The sequence below is a fragment of the Sorangium sp. So ce124 genome, assembly GCF_051525235.1.
In the GTDB taxonomy this organism is placed as follows: Bacteria; Myxococcota_A; Polyangia; order Polyangiales; family Polyangiaceae; genus Sorangium; species Sorangium atrum.
On record NZ_CP150312.1, the window covers coordinates 10,095,696 to 10,113,505 of the forward strand.

14 protein-coding genes are annotated in these 17,810 nt (G+C 69.3%); 10 read left to right on the forward strand and 4 right to left on the reverse strand.

The features are described from left to right. Nucleotides 1-16: 16 nt before the first annotated feature. The 9 genes from WMF19_RS37970 to WMF19_RS38010 all read left to right on the forward strand — a co-directional run bounded on the left by WMF19_RS37970 (nt 17) and on the right by WMF19_RS38010 (nt 10,920). Entirely contained in the window at nt 17-748 is a 732-nt protein-coding gene (locus tag WMF19_RS37970) for a VOC family protein (RefSeq protein ID WP_437894838.1), read from the forward strand. 36 nt (nt 749-784) lie between these two features. Next, the gene (locus WMF19_RS37975; RefSeq protein WP_437894839.1) at nt 785-2,401 is read left to right on the forward strand and encodes a (2,3-dihydroxybenzoyl)adenylate synthase; all 1,617 of its coding nucleotides are present in this window, start codon (nt 785-787) and stop codon (nt 2,399-2,401) included. 99 nt (nt 2,402-2,500) lie between these two features. Next, nucleotides 2,501-3,277: a thioesterase II family protein gene (locus tag WMF19_RS37980; RefSeq protein ID WP_437894840.1), complete on the forward strand. Its 777-nt coding sequence runs from the start codon at nt 2,501-2,503 to the stop codon at nt 3,275-3,277. Nucleotides 3,278-3,465: 188 nt separating this feature from the next. After that, nucleotides 3,466-3,795: a hypothetical protein gene (locus WMF19_RS37985; RefSeq protein WP_272102588.1), complete on the forward strand. Its 330-nt coding sequence runs from the start codon at nt 3,466-3,468 to the stop codon at nt 3,793-3,795. Between the two features lie 161 nt (nt 3,796-3,956). Continuing rightward, nucleotides 3,957-5,192: a TolC family protein gene (locus tag WMF19_RS37990; protein WP_437894841.1), complete on the forward strand. Its 1,236-nt coding sequence runs from the start codon at nt 3,957-3,959 to the stop codon at nt 5,190-5,192. Next, nucleotides 5,189-6,490, forward strand: a complete 1,302-nt coding sequence (locus WMF19_RS37995) for an efflux RND transporter periplasmic adaptor subunit (protein WP_437894842.1) — start codon at nt 5,189-5,191, stop codon at nt 6,488-6,490. The genes WMF19_RS37990 and WMF19_RS37995 overlap by 4 nt, the downstream gene beginning before the upstream one ends. Nucleotides 6,491-6,500: 10 nt before the next feature. Beyond that, complete coding sequence (locus WMF19_RS38000) at nt 6,501-9,743, forward strand: efflux RND transporter permease subunit (protein WP_437894843.1); 3,243 nt, start codon at nt 6,501-6,503, stop codon at nt 9,741-9,743. Then, entirely contained in the window at nt 9,736-9,897 is a 162-nt protein-coding gene (locus WMF19_RS38005) for a hypothetical protein (protein ID WP_437894844.1), read from the forward strand. Before WMF19_RS38000 ends, WMF19_RS38005 begins: the two co-directional genes overlap by 8 nt. A gap of 195 nt (nt 9,898-10,092) precedes the next feature. Continuing rightward, on the forward strand, nt 10,093-10,920 hold the full coding sequence (locus WMF19_RS38010) for a hypothetical protein (RefSeq protein WP_437894845.1): 828 nt from the start codon (nt 10,093-10,095) through the stop codon (nt 10,918-10,920). A 765-nt stretch (nt 10,921-11,685) separates the two neighbouring features. Here WMF19_RS38010 and WMF19_RS38015 read toward each other — a convergent pair. The 4 genes from WMF19_RS38015 to WMF19_RS38030 form a co-directional block, all read right to left on the reverse strand. Continuing rightward, entirely contained in the window at nt 11,686-13,986 is a 2,301-nt protein-coding gene (locus tag WMF19_RS38015) for a heavy metal translocating P-type ATPase (protein WP_437894846.1), read from the reverse strand. 80 nt (nt 13,987-14,066) lie between these two features. Beyond that, on the reverse strand, nt 14,067-14,360 hold the full coding sequence (locus WMF19_RS38020) for a hypothetical protein (protein WP_437795261.1): 294 nt from the start codon (nt 14,358-14,360) through the stop codon (nt 14,067-14,069). Continuing rightward, nucleotides 14,360-14,638: a hypothetical protein gene (locus tag WMF19_RS38025; RefSeq protein WP_437894847.1), complete on the reverse strand. Its 279-nt coding sequence runs from the start codon at nt 14,636-14,638 to the stop codon at nt 14,360-14,362. The genes WMF19_RS38020 and WMF19_RS38025 overlap by 1 nt, the downstream gene beginning before the upstream one ends. A gap of 212 nt (nt 14,639-14,850) precedes the next feature. Beyond that, entirely contained in the window at nt 14,851-16,089 is a 1,239-nt protein-coding gene (locus tag WMF19_RS38030) for a YncE family protein (RefSeq protein ID WP_437894848.1), read from the reverse strand. Between the two features lie 648 nt (nt 16,090-16,737). Between WMF19_RS38030 and WMF19_RS38035 the strand changes: the two genes are divergently transcribed. Beyond that, nucleotides 16,738-17,583 (forward strand): hypothetical protein, encoded by an 846-nt coding sequence (locus tag WMF19_RS38035; RefSeq protein ID WP_437894849.1) that lies wholly within the window; start codon nt 16,738-16,740, stop codon nt 17,581-17,583. Nucleotides 17,584-17,810: the final 227 nt, after the last annotated feature.

The following is a 17,810-nucleotide window of genomic DNA, read 5'->3' on the forward strand; positions in this document are numbered from 1 at the left end:
CTCGGGAGAACTGAACATGGCGACTTCTTGCAGCCACGTACTGGTATGGGTGCGCGACATTCATCAAGCCGTGCGCGACTACAGAGAGCTCGGGTTCAAGGTGGACTACGCGACGCCCGAGAGGAAGGCCCAGCACGCGCACATCTGGTTCACGGAAGGCCCCATCATCGAGCTGCTCACGACGCCGCGCAGCGCGAGGTGGTTCAAATGGCCGATCGAGCTGATGGCGGGGCGCGGCTCGGGCCGGCGGATGATCCGCTGGTCCGAGGGCGGCGAGGGCTTCTGCGATGTGGCGGTCGTGGTGGACACGCACGCTCTCGACCGCGAGCTCGCCGCGCTGCGGGGAGCAGGGGTCCCCGTCGGCAGAGCCATCGGGTGGCGACGGACGAAGCCCGATGGCCAGGAGATCCGCTTCAAGTTTGCCTATCCGGCGAACGATCGTCTCCCGTTCATCGTGACCCCGTACGACCCGCCTCAACATCCAAGGGAGAACCGCCATCCGAACGGGGCCAGAAGGCTCAGCCGGGTGCGCATGGGTGTCCGCGCGGAGCATCGAGAGGCGGTGCGCAGGATCGTCGGTGACGACCCGACGTTCGCGCTCGATCCCGCCGAGGTGACGGGGGTCCGCGCCATCGAGATCGCCGGCCTGACCGCCGATCTCGACCCGACCCTCCTGCACGGCGCGGCCGTGCTGCCCGCCCGCCCGAGCGCTGACCCGAGCCGCGCGCACCGAAGCGCAGGACAGTGAGCGCCGACGAACGTCGGTGGAAGCGAGGGAGCTCCTATGTTGACTGGATGTGTCGATTGGCCTGCTGAATTCGTGGATCGTTATCGGGGAGCGGGGTACTGGCGAGGCGAGCGCCTCGGAGAGATGCTGCGCACGCGGGCCCGAGCGACGCCGGCGCGCGTGGCCGTCGTCGACGGAGCGCGTCGCTGGACCTACCATGAGCTCGACGAGCGCGCGGATCGCATGGCCGCGGGGCTGCGCCGGCTCGGTATCGCGGCGGAGCAGCGCGTCCTGGTTCAGCTGCCCAACATCGCCGAGTTTCTGCCCCTGTGCTTCGCGCTTTTCCGGATCGGGGCCATCCCGGTGCTGGCGCTGCCGGCGCATCGAGAGACGGAGATCGTGCATCTGGCAGAGCTCTCCCAGGCGGTCGCGTACGTGATCGCCGACATGCACGTCGGCTTCGATTACCGGGCGCTCGCCCGTTCGGTATGCAAGCGGGTGGCGAGCCTCCGGCATGTCCTCGTGGTGGGCGATGCGGAGGAGTTCGTGCCGCTCTCCGAGATGGACGCGCCGGCGGAGATCATGGCCGGGCCGGACGCGCGCGATGTGGCCCTGCTCTTGCTGTCGGGAGGCACGACCGGCGCTCCCAAGCTGATCCCGCGCACCCACGACGACTATGTCTGCAATGTCCGCCTCAGCGCCGATGTGACAGCCCTCGACGCGAGCACCCGGTATCTGGTGAGCCTCCCCATCGCGCACAACTTCGCCCTGGGGTGCCCAGGCGCCCTCGGCACCCTGTACGCCGGCGGTACCGTGGTGTTCTGCAAGGACCCGAGCCCCGAGGCGGCTTTTCGATTGATCGAGCAGGAGAAGATCACGGTGACCGCCCTCATCCCGCCGCTCGTCCTGCTGTGGCTCGAGGCGGCGGAGTGGGTGCAGGCCGATCTGAGCAGCTTGAAGTGGATCCAGGCGGGGGGCGCTCGCCTCAAGGCCGAGACGGCCGCGCGCGTACGACCCGTCCTCGGCTGCGGGCTGCAGCAGGTCTACGGCATGGCAGAAGGGCTGCTCAACTTCACGCGGCTCGACGACGGCGAGTCCGCCGTGATCGACACGCAAGGCCGGCCGCTCGCCGAGGACGACGAGGTGAGGATCGTCGACGCCTCGGATGTCGAGGTGGCGGACGGCGAGGTCGGTGAGCTGCAGGTCCGCGGTCCTTATACAATCCGAGGATATTATCGCGCGGAGGAGTACAATCGTCGGGCGTTCACCGCCGACGGCTTCTATCGGAGCGGGGATCTGGTGCGGCGGCTCGCCAGCGGACATCTGGTGGTGGAAGGCCGGAGCAAGGACGTGATCAACCGGGGAGGGGAGAAGGTCCCGGTCGAGGAGCTCGAGAACTACCTCATGGCTCACCCGGCGATCCGTGACGTCGCCATCGTCGGCGTCCCCGACGCTACCCTGGGGGAGCGCACGTGTGCCTGCATCATCGCGCGCGGTGAGGCGCCCACGCTCGCCGAGGTGAACGCCTATCTCAGCCGTCTGGGGGTGGCCGCGTTCAAGCTTCCCGATCGTTTGAAGGTCCTGGAGAGCTTTCCGCAGACGAGCGTGGGCAAGGTCAACAAGCGGGCCCTGGCCAATCAGGTCTGTGGCGCCTCGCCCGCCATATCCACCTAGTGGACGGCTTTGCCTCGGTTCAGATGCCGATCGTTCCTCGAGACATCAACACCGACCCGAGTGACCATGAACAGATCTACCCGAAGTTTGCGCCGCATCTTGAGCGCGTCTGCGCAGTCCAGCCCGCACCTGATCCTGTGCCCCTTTGGTGGTGCGAGCCAAACGGCCTTCCGCAGCTGGAAGGCGCTGTCGCACGTGGACGTCTCGGCGTCCCTCGTGACCTACCCGGGGCGCGACCATCGCCTGCACGAGCCCGGCATGAAGAGCGTTCAGCACAGCGCGTCCGAGCTGGCGCACGAGCTGTGCGCGGAGCCCCCGAGCGGCCAGTGGCTTCTGATAGGCCACAGCGTGGGGGCGCAGATCGCGTTCGAAGCATGCCGCTTGCTCGAGCAGTGGGGCCGGGCGCCCGCCGGCCTCGTCCTGTCCGCTTGCCACGCTCCCCATCTGATCCCACGCCGCATGCTCAGCCCGCTCGATGACGAAGGGTTCGTCGAGGAGCTGATCCGCCTGGGAGGATGTCCCGCGGAATTCCGCACCGACGCGCAGCTCAGAGAGGTGTTCATGCCGATGCTGCGCGGCGACTTCCTTGCCTCGGAGAGCTACCGCCTCGCGCTGGATCGCTGTACCAGGCGTCTCCGGACGCCGACTCTCTTGCTCCACGGATCCGCCGACGATGAAGCTCGTCAGGACGAGGTGGAGGCGTGGAAGCACTGGCTGGAGGGTCGGGTCGAGCTGCGCGCGCTGGCTGGCGATCACTTCTACATCACGCAGGATCCACGGGCGTTCGTCGCGGAGGTGCTGCGCATGTTCCGGCTCCCTTCCAGGTCGACGGCGCCCTTCGGACAGGCGCAGATGCCCTGGAGCTATTTCCCCTGAGATCTCTCCAGGCCGGTGGCGACGTGGGTCAACCGTGGATAAACCGTTGAACCGCGCCGCCTCGCATCTCCTCGGCGAAGCAAGGGCTTCCTTGACGGTTGCCCCGCTTTCCTCCAATCTCGCAGCAGATGTCCCGCGCCCGGCGACCGCACCGTCCACGCAGCGCGATCCTTCGCTGGATCTGCGCCGTGCTCCCGGTGTTCTTGGTCGTCGGCCTCATCGCGCAGGGCCACACCCTCCAGGCGCTCGGCATTGCGATCGCCTGCGAGCACCCGATGCTCGCGTCGTCCTCGGCGGAAGAGAGTCACGACGAGGCGCCGGACCGCCCGCACCGCGAGTGTCCGCCGAGCTGCCACGACTGCGCTTGCGGGCGCATCCCGATGACCCTGCCCCTGGCCGAGGTGCTGCCCTACGTGCTCCTCGAAGCCTTCGAGATCGTCGCATCGACGCCGCCGGAGATGCCAGGGCGATCCCTCACCCACCGCCTCGAACGGCCACCCCGACGCCCGCGCGCTTGAGGCGCCCGCGTCAGGTTCGCATCCACGAGCACGGCCGCAGCGCAGGCGCGCGTGAGCGCCTCTGCGCCGCGCGGGCGTGGCTCGGCCCCCTCGCGCGATCCTGACCGGGCAGAACCGCGGTTCTTCGCGCGAGCGCTCGAAGCGCTCGAGGGCTGCCGTCCATGTTCCGTACGCATTTACGTCGTCTCCTGGTCATTTCCTCGACTGCTCTCCACCTCTTGATGCCGAAGGCGGCGGCCGCCGAGGCCCCGCTCACGCGCGCTCGGATCGCCGAGCTCGTACGCGCTGCGCCGGCCGCGCGCGCCGCCGCTTCCGAGGCTGCGGTCGCCGGCGCCGCCGTCACCGCCGCCGGGGTCATCTCGCTCGAAAATCCGGTCCTGTCCGGGATGGGCGGGATCCGATTCAACCCCGATGGGGGCAGGCCGGCCGCCGCCGTGGCCTCGCTGTCGTGGCCGCTGGAGCTGGGCGGCCGGCGCGGCGCGCGCGTCGAGGCCGCGAAGGCCGAGCAGCGCGCCGCGCTGGCCACCGCCGACGAGGCGCAGCGGCGCCTCCTGCTGGCCGCGCTCCTCCAGCACGCGCTCGTGCTGCGCGACGAGGCGCAGGTCGCCCTCGCGGCCGAGCGCCGCGCGCTCGCCCAGCGGCTCGTCGCCGCGTCGGAGAAGCGCAAGAGGGCGGGGGAGGTGCCGGAGATCGACGTGGCGCTCGCGCGCCTCCAGGAGGGGCGCGACGCCGCCGCCGAGGCGACCGCCCGGGGAACGCGCGAGGCCGACCTGCTGGGGCTCCGGTCGATGCTGGGCCAGGCGTCGAAGGACGGCGCGGTCACGGGCGCGCTGGTGCCCGAGGAGGCCCCGCCGCCGCTCGCGACGCTGCTCCGCGAGGCCGATCAGCGGGCCGACGTGCGCGCCGCCCTGGCCACGGTGGAGGCGGCCAGGGGCAAATCGGATCGAGAGCAGGCCGGACGATGGCCGACCGTCAACGTGCTCGCCCAGTACGAGCGGGACGACCAGGCGAACATCGGGATGATCGGCCTCGCCTTGCCGGTGCCGATCCTGAACGCGAACCGGGCAGGGGTGGCGACGGCCGCGGCCGAGGTCGACGCCGCGACCGCCCGCCTCGCAGCGAGCCGGGCCAGCGCGGCGGGGGAGATCCAGGGGCTCTACGCGCGCTACGAGGCTACGAGGAGCGCGCTCGCCCACCTCGCGCCCGCCGCGGGTCTCTCGACGCAGGCCGTGGCGCTGTCGACGAGGGGGTACGAGCTCGGGGAGAACGACCTCGCGAGCGTCCTGCTCGTGCGCCGCGAGGCGCTCGATGCCCAGGCGGGGCTGCTCGACGCCGAACACGCCCACGCGAACGCCAAGATCGAGCTCCTGGTCGCGGCGGGGAGGTCTCCGCAATGAGCGCCGCCAAGGTGAAAATCGAGCTGACGCGCGCGAAGATCGCGGCGCTCGCAGGGGGACTTCTGCTGCTCCTCGCCGCAGCGGTGAAGGGGGCGCTGCTCATCGACCACGCGGTTCACGACCACGGCGCCGACGAGCACGAGGGACACGACCACGGCGAGCCGGCAGCGGCGGCCCATGGCCATGGCGAACACGACCACGGCGAGCACGGCCACGGAGAGCACGAAGAGGGCGAGCACGAGGAGGGCAAGATCAAGCTGTCGCCCGAGGCGCTCGACAACGCGCGGCTCGAGATCCTCTCGGCCGGCCCGGGCCAGGTCGCGGAGACCGTGTCGCTCCCTGGAGAGGTGGCGCTCAACGCCGAGGCCCTCGCCCACGTCACGCCTCGGGTCTCCGGCACGGCGCGCGAGGTGAGGAAGCAGCTCGGCGACACCGTGAAGAAGGGCGACGTGCTCGCGATCCTCGATAGCCGCGAGTTCGCGGAGCTCCAGCGGGAGCTCCTGACCGCGAAGGAGCGGCTCGAGCTCGCGGAGGCCAACTTCAACCGCGAAGAGGCGCTCTGGAAGGAGAAGATCGCCGCCGAGAAAGAGTTCCTCGCCGCGAAGCAGGCGCTCGCCGAGGCGAAGATCGAGCACCGCAGCGCCGCCCAGAAGCTCCAGGCGTCGTCCGGCGCGGGCTCCGGGGCCAAGGGGGGCGCGTACGCGCTCATCGCGCCGATGGACGGCACGATCATCGAGAAGCACATCAACGTCGGCGAGGTGCTCAAGGACGACACGCAGACGTTCGTCGTCGCCGATCTCTCGACGATCTGGGTCAACGTCACTGTGTACGCGAAGGATCTCGCCCGCGTCTGCGCCGGCCAGACCGCCCGCGTGCGGGCGGAGGGCATCGAGGAGCCCGCGGACGGCGAGATCACGTATGTCGGCCCTGTCGTCGGCGAGAAGACGCGCTCGGCGACGGCGCGCGTCGTGCTGAAGAACCCTGGCGCGGCATGGCGGCCCGGCTTGTTCGTGACCGCCGACGTGGCCGTCGATCGGGTCGACGCGCCGGTCGTCGTCTCGTACGAGGGCGTGCAAAGGGTCGAGGGGAAAGACGTGGTGTTCGTCCAGGAGGGCGACGCGTTCGAGGCCCGCGCCATCAAGCCTGGCCGCCAGGGCAAGGCTCCAGGCGCGCAGGGCGCCGAGCTCGTGGAGGTGCTGGACGGCATCGCCGCGGGGGAGCGCTACGTCGGCAAGAACAGCTTCATCCTCAAGGCCGAGCTCGGGAAATCCGAGGCAGGCCACGACCACGCGCACTGAGGAGGAAACGATGCTCACCCTCCTCGCGAAGATCCTCGCGTTCTCCGTCCGCCATCGCTGGCTCGTGGTGGTCCTCACGCTCGCGGTCGGGGCGCTCGGCGTCTACAACTTCAACCGTCTGCCGATCGACGCGGTGCCCGACATCACCAACGTCCAGGTGCAGATCAACACCTCGGTCAAGGCGCTGTCGCCCGTCGAGGTCGAGCGGCGCGTCACCTTCCCCATCGAGTGGGCGATGGGCGGCATCCCCAGCGTCGAACAGGTCCGGTCGCTCTCGCGTTACGGCCTGTCGCAGGTGACCGTCATCTTCAAGGACGGCACCGACATCTTCTGGGCGCGCCAGCTCGTGGGCGAGCGCCTCGCGGCGGCCAAGGAGAGCCTGCCGCCGGGCCTCGGCGAGCCGCAGATGGGCCCGATCGCGACCGGGCTCGGCGAGATCTACATGTGGACGCTCGAGGCCTCGCCCGAGGCCCGGCGGCCCGACGGCAAACCCTACGAGCTCACCGATCTGCGCACCATCCAGGACTGGATCGTTCGCCCGCAGCTCCGCACGGTGCCGGGCGTCACGGAGATCAACTCGATCGGTGGTTATGAACAGCTCTATCAGGTCTCGCCCGATCCGGCGAAGCTCGTCGGCTACGGCCTGTCGTTCCGCGACGTGCTGGAGGCCGTCGCGCGCAACAACGCCAACGCAGGCGGCGGCTACATCGAGCACAAGGGTGAGCAGTACCTGATCCGGGCGACAGGGCTCGTTCAAGGCGAGGACGACATCCGTCGCATCCTCGTCGGCCATCACGACGGGGTCCCGATCCGCGTCGGGGACGTCGCCGAGGTGGGCGTGGGCCGTGAGCTCCGGACCGGCGCGGCGACCGAGGACGGGCGCGAGGTCGTCATCGGCACCGCCATCATGCTCGTCGGCGAGAACAGCCGGTCCGTCTCGCAGCGCGTGAGCGAGCGGATGCAGTCGGTCAACAAGTCGCTCCCCGAAGGGGTCACGGCCAAGACCGTCTATGACCGCACCTACCTGGTCGAGGCGACCTTGAGCACCGTGCAGAGGAGCCTGCTCGAGGGCGCGGCGCTGGTCGTCGTCGTCCTGTTCCTCCTGCTCGGCAACGTCCGCGCCGCGCTGATCGCCGCGCTCGCCATTCCCTTCTCGATGCTCATCGCCATCACCGGAATGGTCGAGGGCAAGATCAGCGGCAACCTGATGAGCCTCGGGGCGATCGACTTCGGCCTCATCGTCGATGGCTCGGTGATCATCGTCGAGAACTGCGTCCGGCGCTTCGCCGAGGAGCAGCACCGGCTCGGGCGGGTGCTCACCCGCGAGGAGCGGATCGAGCTGGCGTACGAGGCGTCGCAGGAGGTCCGGAAGGCGACGATCTTCGGCGAGATCATCATCGCCATCGTCTATCTGCCGATCCTGACGCTCACGGGCATCGAGGGGAAGATGTTCCGGCCGATGGCGGAGACGGTGGTCCTCGCGCTCGCCGGCGCCACGATCCTGTCGATGACGTTCATCCCCGCGCTCGTGGCGCTCCTCCTGACCGGCAAGGTGTCCGAGAAGGACAACTTCCTCTTCCGGCACGCGAAGCGCGGCTACGAGCGGATCATCGGCTGGGCCCTCGCCCACCGCAGCGCGGTGGTGATTGGCGCGCTCGCCCTGCTCGCGGTCTCGGGGCTCGTCGCGACGCGGCTCGGCAGCGAGTTCGCGCCCAAGCTGAGCGAGGGCGCCCTCGCGCTCCAGCCGGCGAGGATCCCGTCCATCGGGATCACCACGAGCGTCGAGATGCAGATGCAGCTCGAGCGCGTGCTCAAGGAGCGGTTCCCCGACGAAATTGAGCACATCTTCGCCAGGACCGGGACGGCCGAGGTCGCGACAGATCCGATGGGCCCGAACGTCTCCGACACCTACCTGATGCTGAAGCCGCGGAGAGAGTGGAAGAAGGCGAAGACGCAGGAGGAGCTCGCGGAGGCGATCGAGGAGGTGATCAAGGACCTTCCCGGGCAGAACTACGAGTTCAGTCAGCCCATCGAGCTCCGGTTCAACGAGCTCATCTCGGGCGTGAGGAGCGACGTCGCCGTCAAGGTCTTCGGCGACGACCTCGACGTCATGCTCAAGCAGGCGCAGAAGATCGGCGGCATCCTCGGAAAGACGCCGGGCGCCGCCGACGTCAAGGTCGAGCAGGTCACGGGGCTACCGGTGCTCACGATCGACGTCGACCGGGACGCCGCCGCCCGCTACGGGCTCAACATCGCCGACGTGCACGCGGTGATCGAGGCAGCGGTCGGGGGCATCAGCGCAGGCGAGGTGTTCGAGGGAGACAAGCGCTTCGACCTCGTCATCCGCCTCCCCGACGCGATCCGCGGCGACATCCGCGCGCTCCAGAACCTGCCCGTTCCGCTCCCGGAAGCGGACCGCCCGGAAGCCGCCACGCGAACCGCCTCGGCGACGGACCGGCCGGAGCAGCACGCGGCGTTCGTTCCGCTCGGCTCGGTGGCGAAGATCGCCGTCGAGGAGGGGCCCAACCAGGTGAGCCGGGAGAACGGCAAACGCCGGGTCGTGGTGCAGGCGAACGTGCGCGGGCGGGATCTCGGGAGCTTCGTGGCCGAGGCGCAGCAGCGGATCGACGCGGAGGTGAAGCTCCCGGCCGGCTACTGGACCGCGTGGGGCGGGCAGTTCGAGAACCTCATCGCTGCACGCCAGCGGCTCGCCCTGGTCGTGCCGGTCGCGCTCGGGCTCATCTTCGGGTTGCTCTTCCTGTCCTTCGGGACGCTGAAGAACGCCTTGTTGATCTTCACCGGTGTCCCGCTCGCGCTGACCGGAGGCATCTTCGCGCTCTGGATCCGCGGGCTGCCCGTCTCGATCTCCGCGGCGATAGGGTTCATCGCCCTCTCGGGCGTCGCCGTGCTCAACGGGCTGGTGATGGTGACCTTCATCGAGAACATGCGCCATCAGGGCGAGTCGCTCGACGATGCCGTCTTCCACGGCTCGATCGCGCGGCTCCGCCCCGTGCTCATGACGGCGCTCGTCGCGGCCCTCGGCTTCGTCCCGATGGCGCTCGCGACCGGCACCGGCTCCGAGGTGCAGCGGCCGCTCGCGACGGTCGTGATCGGGGGCATCCTCTCGTCGACGGCCCTCACGCTTCTGATCCTGCCGACCCTCTACCGCTTGTTTCATGCGAGAGAGGCGACTGCCGCGCTGGCGTCTCCCCTGGCCGAACGCATCATCGAGAGAGGAGATCCCCATGCTTGAGCGACATCGTTATTCTTTCGTGCTGGCAGCGCTCGTCGGCATGGCATCGGCCGCCAGCGCCGCCAGCTGCGGCGGCGACAACTGCCATGAGGGCGAGGAATGCGAGGAGGGCGATGGCCACGATCACAGGGAGGGCGATGGCCACGACCACTGAATCGTTGCTCATGACCCGTCCAGAACAAGCGCCTGTACTCCTCCGCCCCGACCGGCACCAGGCCGGCTCAACCGCCATCGAGGGCGGCTCGTCTACGCCTCGGACGGCGCTCTCCTGACACGGCGCCATCAGCGCTCGTCCCGCGCTTCCCATCCCGGCTGCGATGCACAATGAATCGGCGCTGGGGGGGCACCCATGTCGCTCACACTCGGTATCGTTCTCCTCGTGCTCGCGGTCGCACTGGGCGGGCTCCTGGCGGTGCTTCGCGGCTGGGACAGCAGCGCCATGCCTGCGATACGGACATTCGCGGTCGTCGCCGCGGCGTCGATCGCGCTTCTCCACCTTCTGCCCGAGGCGCTCGGCGAGCTGGGCTGGCGCGCGCTGCTACCGGCTGCGGCCGGATTGCTGGCGCCGATGGTGATGGAGCGCCTCATCGTCGGGGAGGACTGTGCCCGTCATGCGCCGAGGATGACGCTCGCGCTGGGCTACGCGGCGGTGCTCGTGCACCAGTTTGGCGATGGCGCGGCCGTCACATTGCTCGCCAGGGCCGGGCTGCTGTCCACGCCGGTCGTGCTGGCCCTCGCGGCGCACACGGTGCCGCTCGCCATGGTGGTCTCCCTGCTGACGCGCGAGGCCAGAGCGGGGGCCGATGGCGTACGCGTCACGTGCGCGGCGCTCACAGGCATTGCGCTCGCCACCGTCCTCGGTGCCTTGACGCCGCGGCTCATCGGCCAGCATCGCTTCGAGAGCGCTGAACCCTGGGTGCTCGCCACGATCGCAGGGCTCCTCGTCCACGCGGTGTCTCATGAGGCGATCGCGAGCCGCGCGGTGACGCCCGCGAGCCGCGCCGCCGAGGCCGCAGGAGGACTGCTCGGCCTGGCGCTCGGGGTGCTAGGCATCGACGAGGAGGCCTGGGTGCGACGCTTGCCGTCCGGATTCAGTGTCGCCGGGCTGGTCCTGCTGGCGGCGCTCGTGCTGCTGCGCAGCTACGGCCCCCGGCGCGCCGCGCAGCCTCGCCTCTGAGCGCCGGCGGCGCGTGAACTTCAGGGGCGCGCTTGGCTTCACATGGGCCCGGGACAGGCATGTCTCAGGAGCGTCGATCCGGCAATGCCCGCGTGGAGATCACGCTGTCACCATCGCCACGGATTCCCGCCTTGACACCCATACGGCGCGCGGCCGCCATAGTAACCACCGAAGGGCGGGCGGCCACCGCCACCCCAGTGACCACCGCCCCAGCCCCAAGGGGCGTTGTAGCCGTTTCCCCAGGGCCGGCGACCGGGGTAGCTCGGCCTGCAGCCTCCGCCTGGACGCCCGTACCAGCTGCGCGCCGCGCTCGTCGCGGTCAACCCGCTTCCGTCCCTCTCCCCACCGTACTGCTCCGACGTCGGTCCCGACGCCTCGAGACCGGCCTGGTCCGCGTCACCATCGTCCGCATCCCCGGCTTCGACGGCGCACCCCGTTGCCAGGGCAGCCATCATCGTTGCAGCTCCCATGATCCACTTGCTCATCGACTTCTCCTCTGTCGCCCTGGAGTGGTCTTGGTTCCCAGCGCGATCCAGCCCTGCATCGAGAGCGAAGCGTGTGCCGTAGGCCTGTGTGCATGTGTTGCCGCAAAAGGCCCACACAGGAAGACCAAAACCGTACGGATCGGGAGATGCGCGGCGAGATAGAGGATATCGAGCCGGCAGAGCCGCCGGGTAGTGGCCGATCCGGCCCGATGTCCGTCGCCGCGGTGCGGGCCTGAGCAGCACGCCCCCAGCACGCGGGCCGCAGCCACGCGACCGGCGCTCAGGACCCTGCGGTGGCCGGCGCGCTGCGAGGCACGCACGGGGCGCCGCGCTCGGCGTCCGGCGGACCGGGCGCGGGCCTCGCGCTCCTCCGCGACGCGCGCCTCGGTCGCGCGGTGGCCGCGCTCGCGCCAGCGGGGAGCGTCGGATCGTAACCGATGAGGCGCGCCGAGTTGAACACGACGAGGAGCGTGCTCAGGTTGTGGAGCACCGCCGCGATGAACGGGTTGAGCGCCCCCATCGCCCCGACCACCAGGCCCCCTGCGTTGACGCCCAGCGCGATGCCGTAGTTCTGGCGGATGACGTCGAGCGCCTGGCGGCTGAGCCGCAGCGTCGTGACGACGCCGGCGATGTTGTCGGCCGCCAGCGCGATGTCCGCCGCTTCGATGGCGACATCGGAGCCGGCCGTGCCCATGGCGATACCGACGTCGGCCAGCGCGAGCGCCGGCGCGTCATTGATGCCATCGCCGACCATCGCGACGTGGAACCCCGCCGCCTTCAGGTCGCGGATCCACTCGTACTTCTGCTCGGGCAGCAGCTGGGCACGCCACTCCGTGAGCCCCACCGCCCCGGCGACCGCGCGGGCTGACTCCTCGATATCACCAGTCAACATGGCGATCCGCTGCACGCCTTCCCGGCGGAGCTGCGCCAGCGACGACGCCACGTCCGGACGGAGCTTGTCGCGCACGCCGATGAGCCCGACGAGGCGACCCTGGTGGGCCACGTACATCTCGGTCTCGCCCTCGGCCGCGTGCTCCGCGTAAAGGGCCTCGGCCTCGGCAGACACAGCGATGTCGAACTGCTGCATGAGCCGGCGGTTGCCCACCAGCACGATGTTGTTCTGCCAGTCCGCGCGCATCCCCCGCCCGACAAGGATCTCGCATGCGTCGTGGGGCTGGACCGTGATCTCACGCTCCGCCGCGTGGCCCACCACCGCCAGCGCCAGCGGGTGCTGGGAGTGCAGCTCGCCGGTCGCCGCGAGCGAGAGGACCTGCTCGGCGGTGTAGTCGTCCACGAGCGAGATCACCCGCTGCACGGAGGGAACTCCCTGCGTCAGTGTCCCCGTTTTATCGAAGACGATCACATCCAGCTTCGCCGCGGCCTCGAGGTGGGTGCCGCCCTTGATGAGCACACCGCGGCGCGCACCGTTCCCGATCGCCGCGCTCACCGCGGTGGGCGTCGCGAGACCCGCCGCGCACGGGCATGCGATCAGCAGCATGGTCAGCGCCCTGGTCGCGTCGCCCGTCAAGGCGAGGACCGCGATCGACAAGGCGAACGAGGCAGGAACGAACCGCCTGGAGAACCGCTCCCCCACGGTGTGGATAGGGGCTTGCAGCTCGCGCGCCTGCTCCACGCGCTGGATGAGGCGCCCGACGGCCGTATCGCTGCCGACCCGCTCCACACGCGCGCGCAGGCCGCCGGAGAGGAGCACGGTGCCAGCGTAGACGGTATCTCCGCTCACCTTCATCACGGGCACGCTCTCGCCGGTGATGGGAGCCTCGTTGATCGTGCCCTGGCCCTCCACGATGACGCCGTCGATGGGGATGCGCTTGCCCGCGTAGACCGCGATCAGGTCTCCTGGCTGGAGCTCTGCTACGGGGCGGCGCACCTCCTGCTCCCCCATGACCTGCCAGATCTCCTCGTCCGGCACATCGAGGAGATCGCGGATTGCGCGCTCCGTGCGACGCAGGGTCAACGCCTGAAGGTACTCGCCCAGGTTGAGGAGCCACAGCACGGTCAGCGCCGTGACGTTCTCGCGCAGGAGGAGGCTGGCGATCGTGGCCGACCCGACGAGCGTGTCGGTGTTCATGCCCGTCTGGCCGGAGATCGAGCGCCACCACCCCTTCAAAAAGGAGTATCCCGAGATCAACGTGGCGGCGACGTTGATGCCGCCGATGATCGGATTCGACGCCAGCGCGCCGGCGCCGAACGCAAGCCTCTTGATGCCTAGGCCGAGAAGGACCGAGCCGCCAAGGACGAGGTTACGCACCTGGACGTCCGGATCCCCGTGCTCGTGGTCCTCGTGCTGGTCATGCCCGCATCCCTGGCGCGCCTCGCGTGTGGCCGCCCGCTGCTCACACCACTGCCGGTACACGTCGTGCTCCAGCGGGGGAGACAAGAGGGCGGCGCGAAGCTTCGCCTGGACAGCGGCCGGGGTGAGCCCGGGATCGCAGCGCAGCAGCAGGCGCCCCGTGACGGGATTGGCCTGGACCTCCTCGATGCCCGCTTCTTCCTGCAGCGCGGACTCGACGGCGGCGGCATAGCGGGGATTGTTCTTGAGGCCTCGCGCCTCCCACCTCATCCTCCCCCCGACGACAGAGCGCAGACGCAAGCGAGCGTCCCGTTTCGTGCTGGGAGGATGTGAGCTCGCTCCAGCAAGGCTCACGCGCCTGCCCGCTGATGTGCGTGGGCATGGTCATGAGCATGCCCGTCGTCGCCCGAGGCCGGCTCGGACAGATCGCCAAGCTGAGCCTTTGCCTCGGCGACGATGTCCTGCAGCTCCTCGCGGAGCCCCTCCACGATGCCCACGAGCTCCCGTTGCGCGACAATGCCGCCCTTGACGGCGAGGAGCGCCAGGGGGCGCACAGCGCGCCCCACGAGAGGGGCGAAGAGGGCACCGGCGGCGAGGGCTGAGAGGGCGACGATCAGCTTCGATTGAGCCAATTGCAGCGACATCAGGGGTGCCTTTCACTCGGCAGGCAGCGGTTCACCAGAACACCGCCGTTCGGCTTGAGCTGAGCAATAGTCGTCGCCGCTCGCTCTGCAAGCCGTTCACCGAAGATATATTCCCCATCTTCGTCGTCCTTGAGACCATCCTGATTGAGCCGCGTTTCCAGCGCTTCGACGCGTCGATGGGAGGAGAGCGACGCGGCCGCGGGAATCACACATGAGCGGGTGACAGAGCATATGAGCTGAGCTTCGGAGCGCACCTGGAAGCGCGGATGTCCATCCAAACACTCCCATTTCGCGCAGCGCGCGGCGCCCAGCTGGCGTCTCCGACAGAGCGCGCCTGTCGGGCTCGGCCGCACGTCGGACGAAGGGTGAGCAGCCAGGCGAAGCTACGTCTGGATGAGCCGCAGGATCCTGCGATCCGCGATCCGGTGCTCGATGACTTTCCCGAGCGCAGCGCCGCGCAGGCGAGCGCGGCCGTGACCCGCTCGCGCCCTCATGGCGCCCCCGCTGCGACGCGCGCGAACGCGTCGGGATAGAGGCCCACCTCGGCCTCGCTGCGCATCTCCAGCGTCTCGGGATCGAGCCGGAGCACCTTGCCCGGCGTCACGGTCTGGTCGCCCTCGCAGACGACGAAGAGCCCGTGCTCCTCGTCGAGCTCCGCGAGGTGCGGCCTCATGCATTCATCCCTGATGTTCTGGGAGATGGCGCCGTTGTCGTCCGGGTTCATGCCGATCCGCGCGATCATGTCGGGCACCTGCGTCGGCACGTAGACGGCGCTCCCGTCAGGGGTCCACGCGGCGAAGTAGGGCGCGCCGATCGTGAGGATCGTCTTGGACTCGTCGAACGTCTCCGACTCGACATCGAAGAAGCGCACGTCCCGGCTCGCCGTATTGCTCACGGCGATGGTCTTCCCGTCAGGCGACATGACGGCGGTGTAGGGCCCGTAGCCCGCGGAGTGGGCGTCGGGCGCCAGGGGCGGGCCGACGGGGACGAGCTTTACCTCGGCGTCCGGGTCCGTCAGGTCGACGATCGCGAGCGCGTCATCGCCATAACAGGCGACGTAGGCCCGGGCGCCGTCCGGCCGCGAGAGGGCGATCCCGTGCGCGGCTTTGCAGACCGGGATGAGCCTCGGCGTGGCCGAGCCCCGAAGCAAGACCGCGTCGGGATCCACGACCGCGAGCGATGAGCGCGCCGCCTCGGGGTCCTTCGGGTTGTCGAGCGCGCGCTTGAGATCGAAATGAGATACGACCACGCGCCTGCCGTCCTCCGAGATCACGATGTCGGCCGGGTTGGGCTCGACGCGCACCTGCCCGAGGAGGCGCAGGTCGTCGAGCGCGAGCTTCTGGACATAGCCGGCCACCGAGCTCCCGCCGTGGACCGAATGCGAGCCGATCGCGCCCGCGGTGGCAGGGTACGACAGCGTGATGTAGAGCGCGCCGCCCGCGGCGTCCACGGCCGCGCGGTGGGGCCCATCGATCGTCACGGGATCGCGGCCCACGGGGCGGGCGCCGAACCGCTCACCGGTCTCGAGCGCGATGAGGGAGATCGTATCGGAGAGGCTATCGGTCACCACGCCCATGCCGCCTTCCGGAATCACGATCTCCGGAAGTCGGTTCGGATAGGGGTCGCCCTCGTAAGCACTGTAGCGGTATTCGATGAGGGTATCGGGATCGCTGCAGCTCGCCAGCATCGCCGCCGCGAGCGCGCAACCCAGGAATCGCGCAATGACCATGGATGACCTCGAGACGAGCGTCGCCTGCCGGGGGACGCCGCATCCTAGCATCCGCCCGCGCTGGGCGAGGCGATGAATCGATTAGGCGTCGGCCGGAGGCAGAAAATTCCAAATTGACAGCTGTACCCGATGGACCTTCCGGTGGTGCCTGCTGCGCCCGTGGCCCGCGGTTCTTACCGAGCAAGCTCGTCGGTGATGAGGAGGGGCGAACCAGCGGTTGACCGCGCGCGGTCGATCTCCGCGAGCCCGCTGCCGTGAACCGTGAAGATCTCGTGCGTCTCCATCAGACAATCGGTCATTCCCACATTGCCGACCTCCGAGGTTCGCCCGGAGATCCGGGATGACCAGCCTCGGCGTTCGCCGGGGTACGCGCTGCGGCCACCCCGGTGACCCCTACGGTCACCGCGCCGTGACCGCGCCGGTCAGAAGTCAGGAGCACCGAGCCGCGCTTCGATGGACGAGAACTGATACCGCATCAGGATCGTCTGTGACCGTGGAAGGCACAACGAGGCGGTCGCTTCGTTCCTCCGCCGGGGCCATCGAACCTGGCAATGGGATTTTCGTGCTACCGGCGGCCTTGGAGCCCTGGCATGGCGCTTGCGCAGTAATGGGTAGTTGGCCCGGATCGGCCCGAGCAAGGAGCTCACCATGTTCATCCCTCCATCTATTCACCGTTCTCTCCTCCTTTTGTACGCCTCCGTCCTCGGGGCGGCGGGCTGCGTCGCTGACCCGTCGTCCGATGCGGGCGAGCCCGTCGGTGATACTTACGAGAGCTTCGATGAATGGAAGGCCAGCCTCCCGCGCGATCCGAACGACGGCGCTTATCTCGTCGACGGCGACATCGGCGTTCACGACGACGTGACCCTGAAGGAGCTCTCCGCCCAGTACCAGCAGCCGGGGGCGCTCATCGTCAACACGCGCGACGACGGGAGCGATGACCGCTGGAGCGACGAGCAGAAGATGAACCTGACGTATTGCGTCTCTCCGCGCTTCGGCGACGATTACGACGCGGTGGTCGCCGCGGCGGGGGCGGCTGGGTCCGCCTGGGCGAGCGCCGCCGCCGTGCGCTTCGTCTACGAGCCCGACCAGGACGAGGCCTGCGAATACGAGGAGCATCCCGCGCTGTTCGAAGTCGTCCCCGCCAGCGGCACCACGTACAACGGGCGAGCTTTCCTTCCGAGCATGGTCGCGCGGGGGTATCACCAGGTCTTCATCGATCTAGAGAACATCACGCGGGCCGCCTCGAAGACCCTGACCGGGGTCCTCCGGCACGAGCTCGGGCACGTCCTCGGCTTCCGGCACGAGCACGCCCGGCCGGAGGGCAACGGCGCCTGCAGAGAACGCCCCGGTTGGCGGGCGCTCACGCCTTATGATCCGGGGTCGGTGATGCACTACAACGCGGAGAGCCGGTGCGAGGGCACCAACGAGGGAGACTACGTGCTGACCTGGCTCGACGAGGCAGGGGCGGCGAAGCTGTATGGCGAGCCTCGATGAGCTCCTTCGCGGCGGGTGACCGCTCGCGGCCGGTCTCCACGTCGCGCCGTCCGCGGTGCGAAGGATGTAATTATTGCACGCGTACTCTCCCACCGTGCAGTCGCTGCCTCTCTCGGGGGGGCGAATCGCGGCCGGCATCTCGTACGTGAAGATGTCGCCGGTGGGTGGGCATTACAGGGCGCTGAGAGGCCCGGCGCCGCACAGACTCAGCAGCTCGTTGGCTTCCC

Bases quoted from the DNA above. Each gene is read 5' to 3' on its own strand.
- WMF19_RS37975 (WP_437894839.1), top strand. From the start codon at position 785: ATGTTGACTGGATGTGTCGATTGGCCTGCTGAATTCGTGGATCGTTAT.
- WMF19_RS38020 (WP_437795261.1), bottom strand. From the start codon at position 14,360: ATGTCGCTGCAATTGGCTCAATCGAAGCTGATCGTCGCCCTCTCAGCC.
- WMF19_RS38035 (WP_437894849.1), top strand. From the start codon at position 16,738: ATGTTCATCCCTCCATCTATTCACCGTTCTCTCCTCCTTTTGTACGCC.
- WMF19_RS37970 (WP_437894838.1), top strand. From the start codon at position 17: ATGGCGACTTCTTGCAGCCACGTACTGGTATGGGTGCGCGACATTCAT.
- WMF19_RS37990 (WP_437894841.1), top strand. From the start codon at position 3,957: ATGTTCCGTACGCATTTACGTCGTCTCCTGGTCATTTCCTCGACTGCT.
- WMF19_RS38010 (WP_437894845.1), top strand. From the start codon at position 10,093: ATGTCGCTCACACTCGGTATCGTTCTCCTCGTGCTCGCGGTCGCACTG.
- WMF19_RS38000 (WP_437894843.1), top strand. From the start codon at position 6,501: ATGCTCACCCTCCTCGCGAAGATCCTCGCGTTCTCCGTCCGCCATCGC.
- WMF19_RS38005 (WP_437894844.1), top strand. From the start codon at position 9,736: ATGCTTGAGCGACATCGTTATTCTTTCGTGCTGGCAGCGCTCGTCGGC.
- WMF19_RS38030 (WP_437894848.1), bottom strand. From the start codon at position 16,089: ATGGTCATTGCGCGATTCCTGGGTTGCGCGCTCGCGGCGGCGATGCTG.
- WMF19_RS38015 (WP_437894846.1), bottom strand. From the start codon at position 13,986: ATGAGGTGGGAGGCGCGAGGCCTCAAGAACAATCCCCGCTATGCCGCC.
- WMF19_RS37995 (WP_437894842.1), top strand. From the start codon at position 5,189: ATGAGCGCCGCCAAGGTGAAAATCGAGCTGACGCGCGCGAAGATCGCG.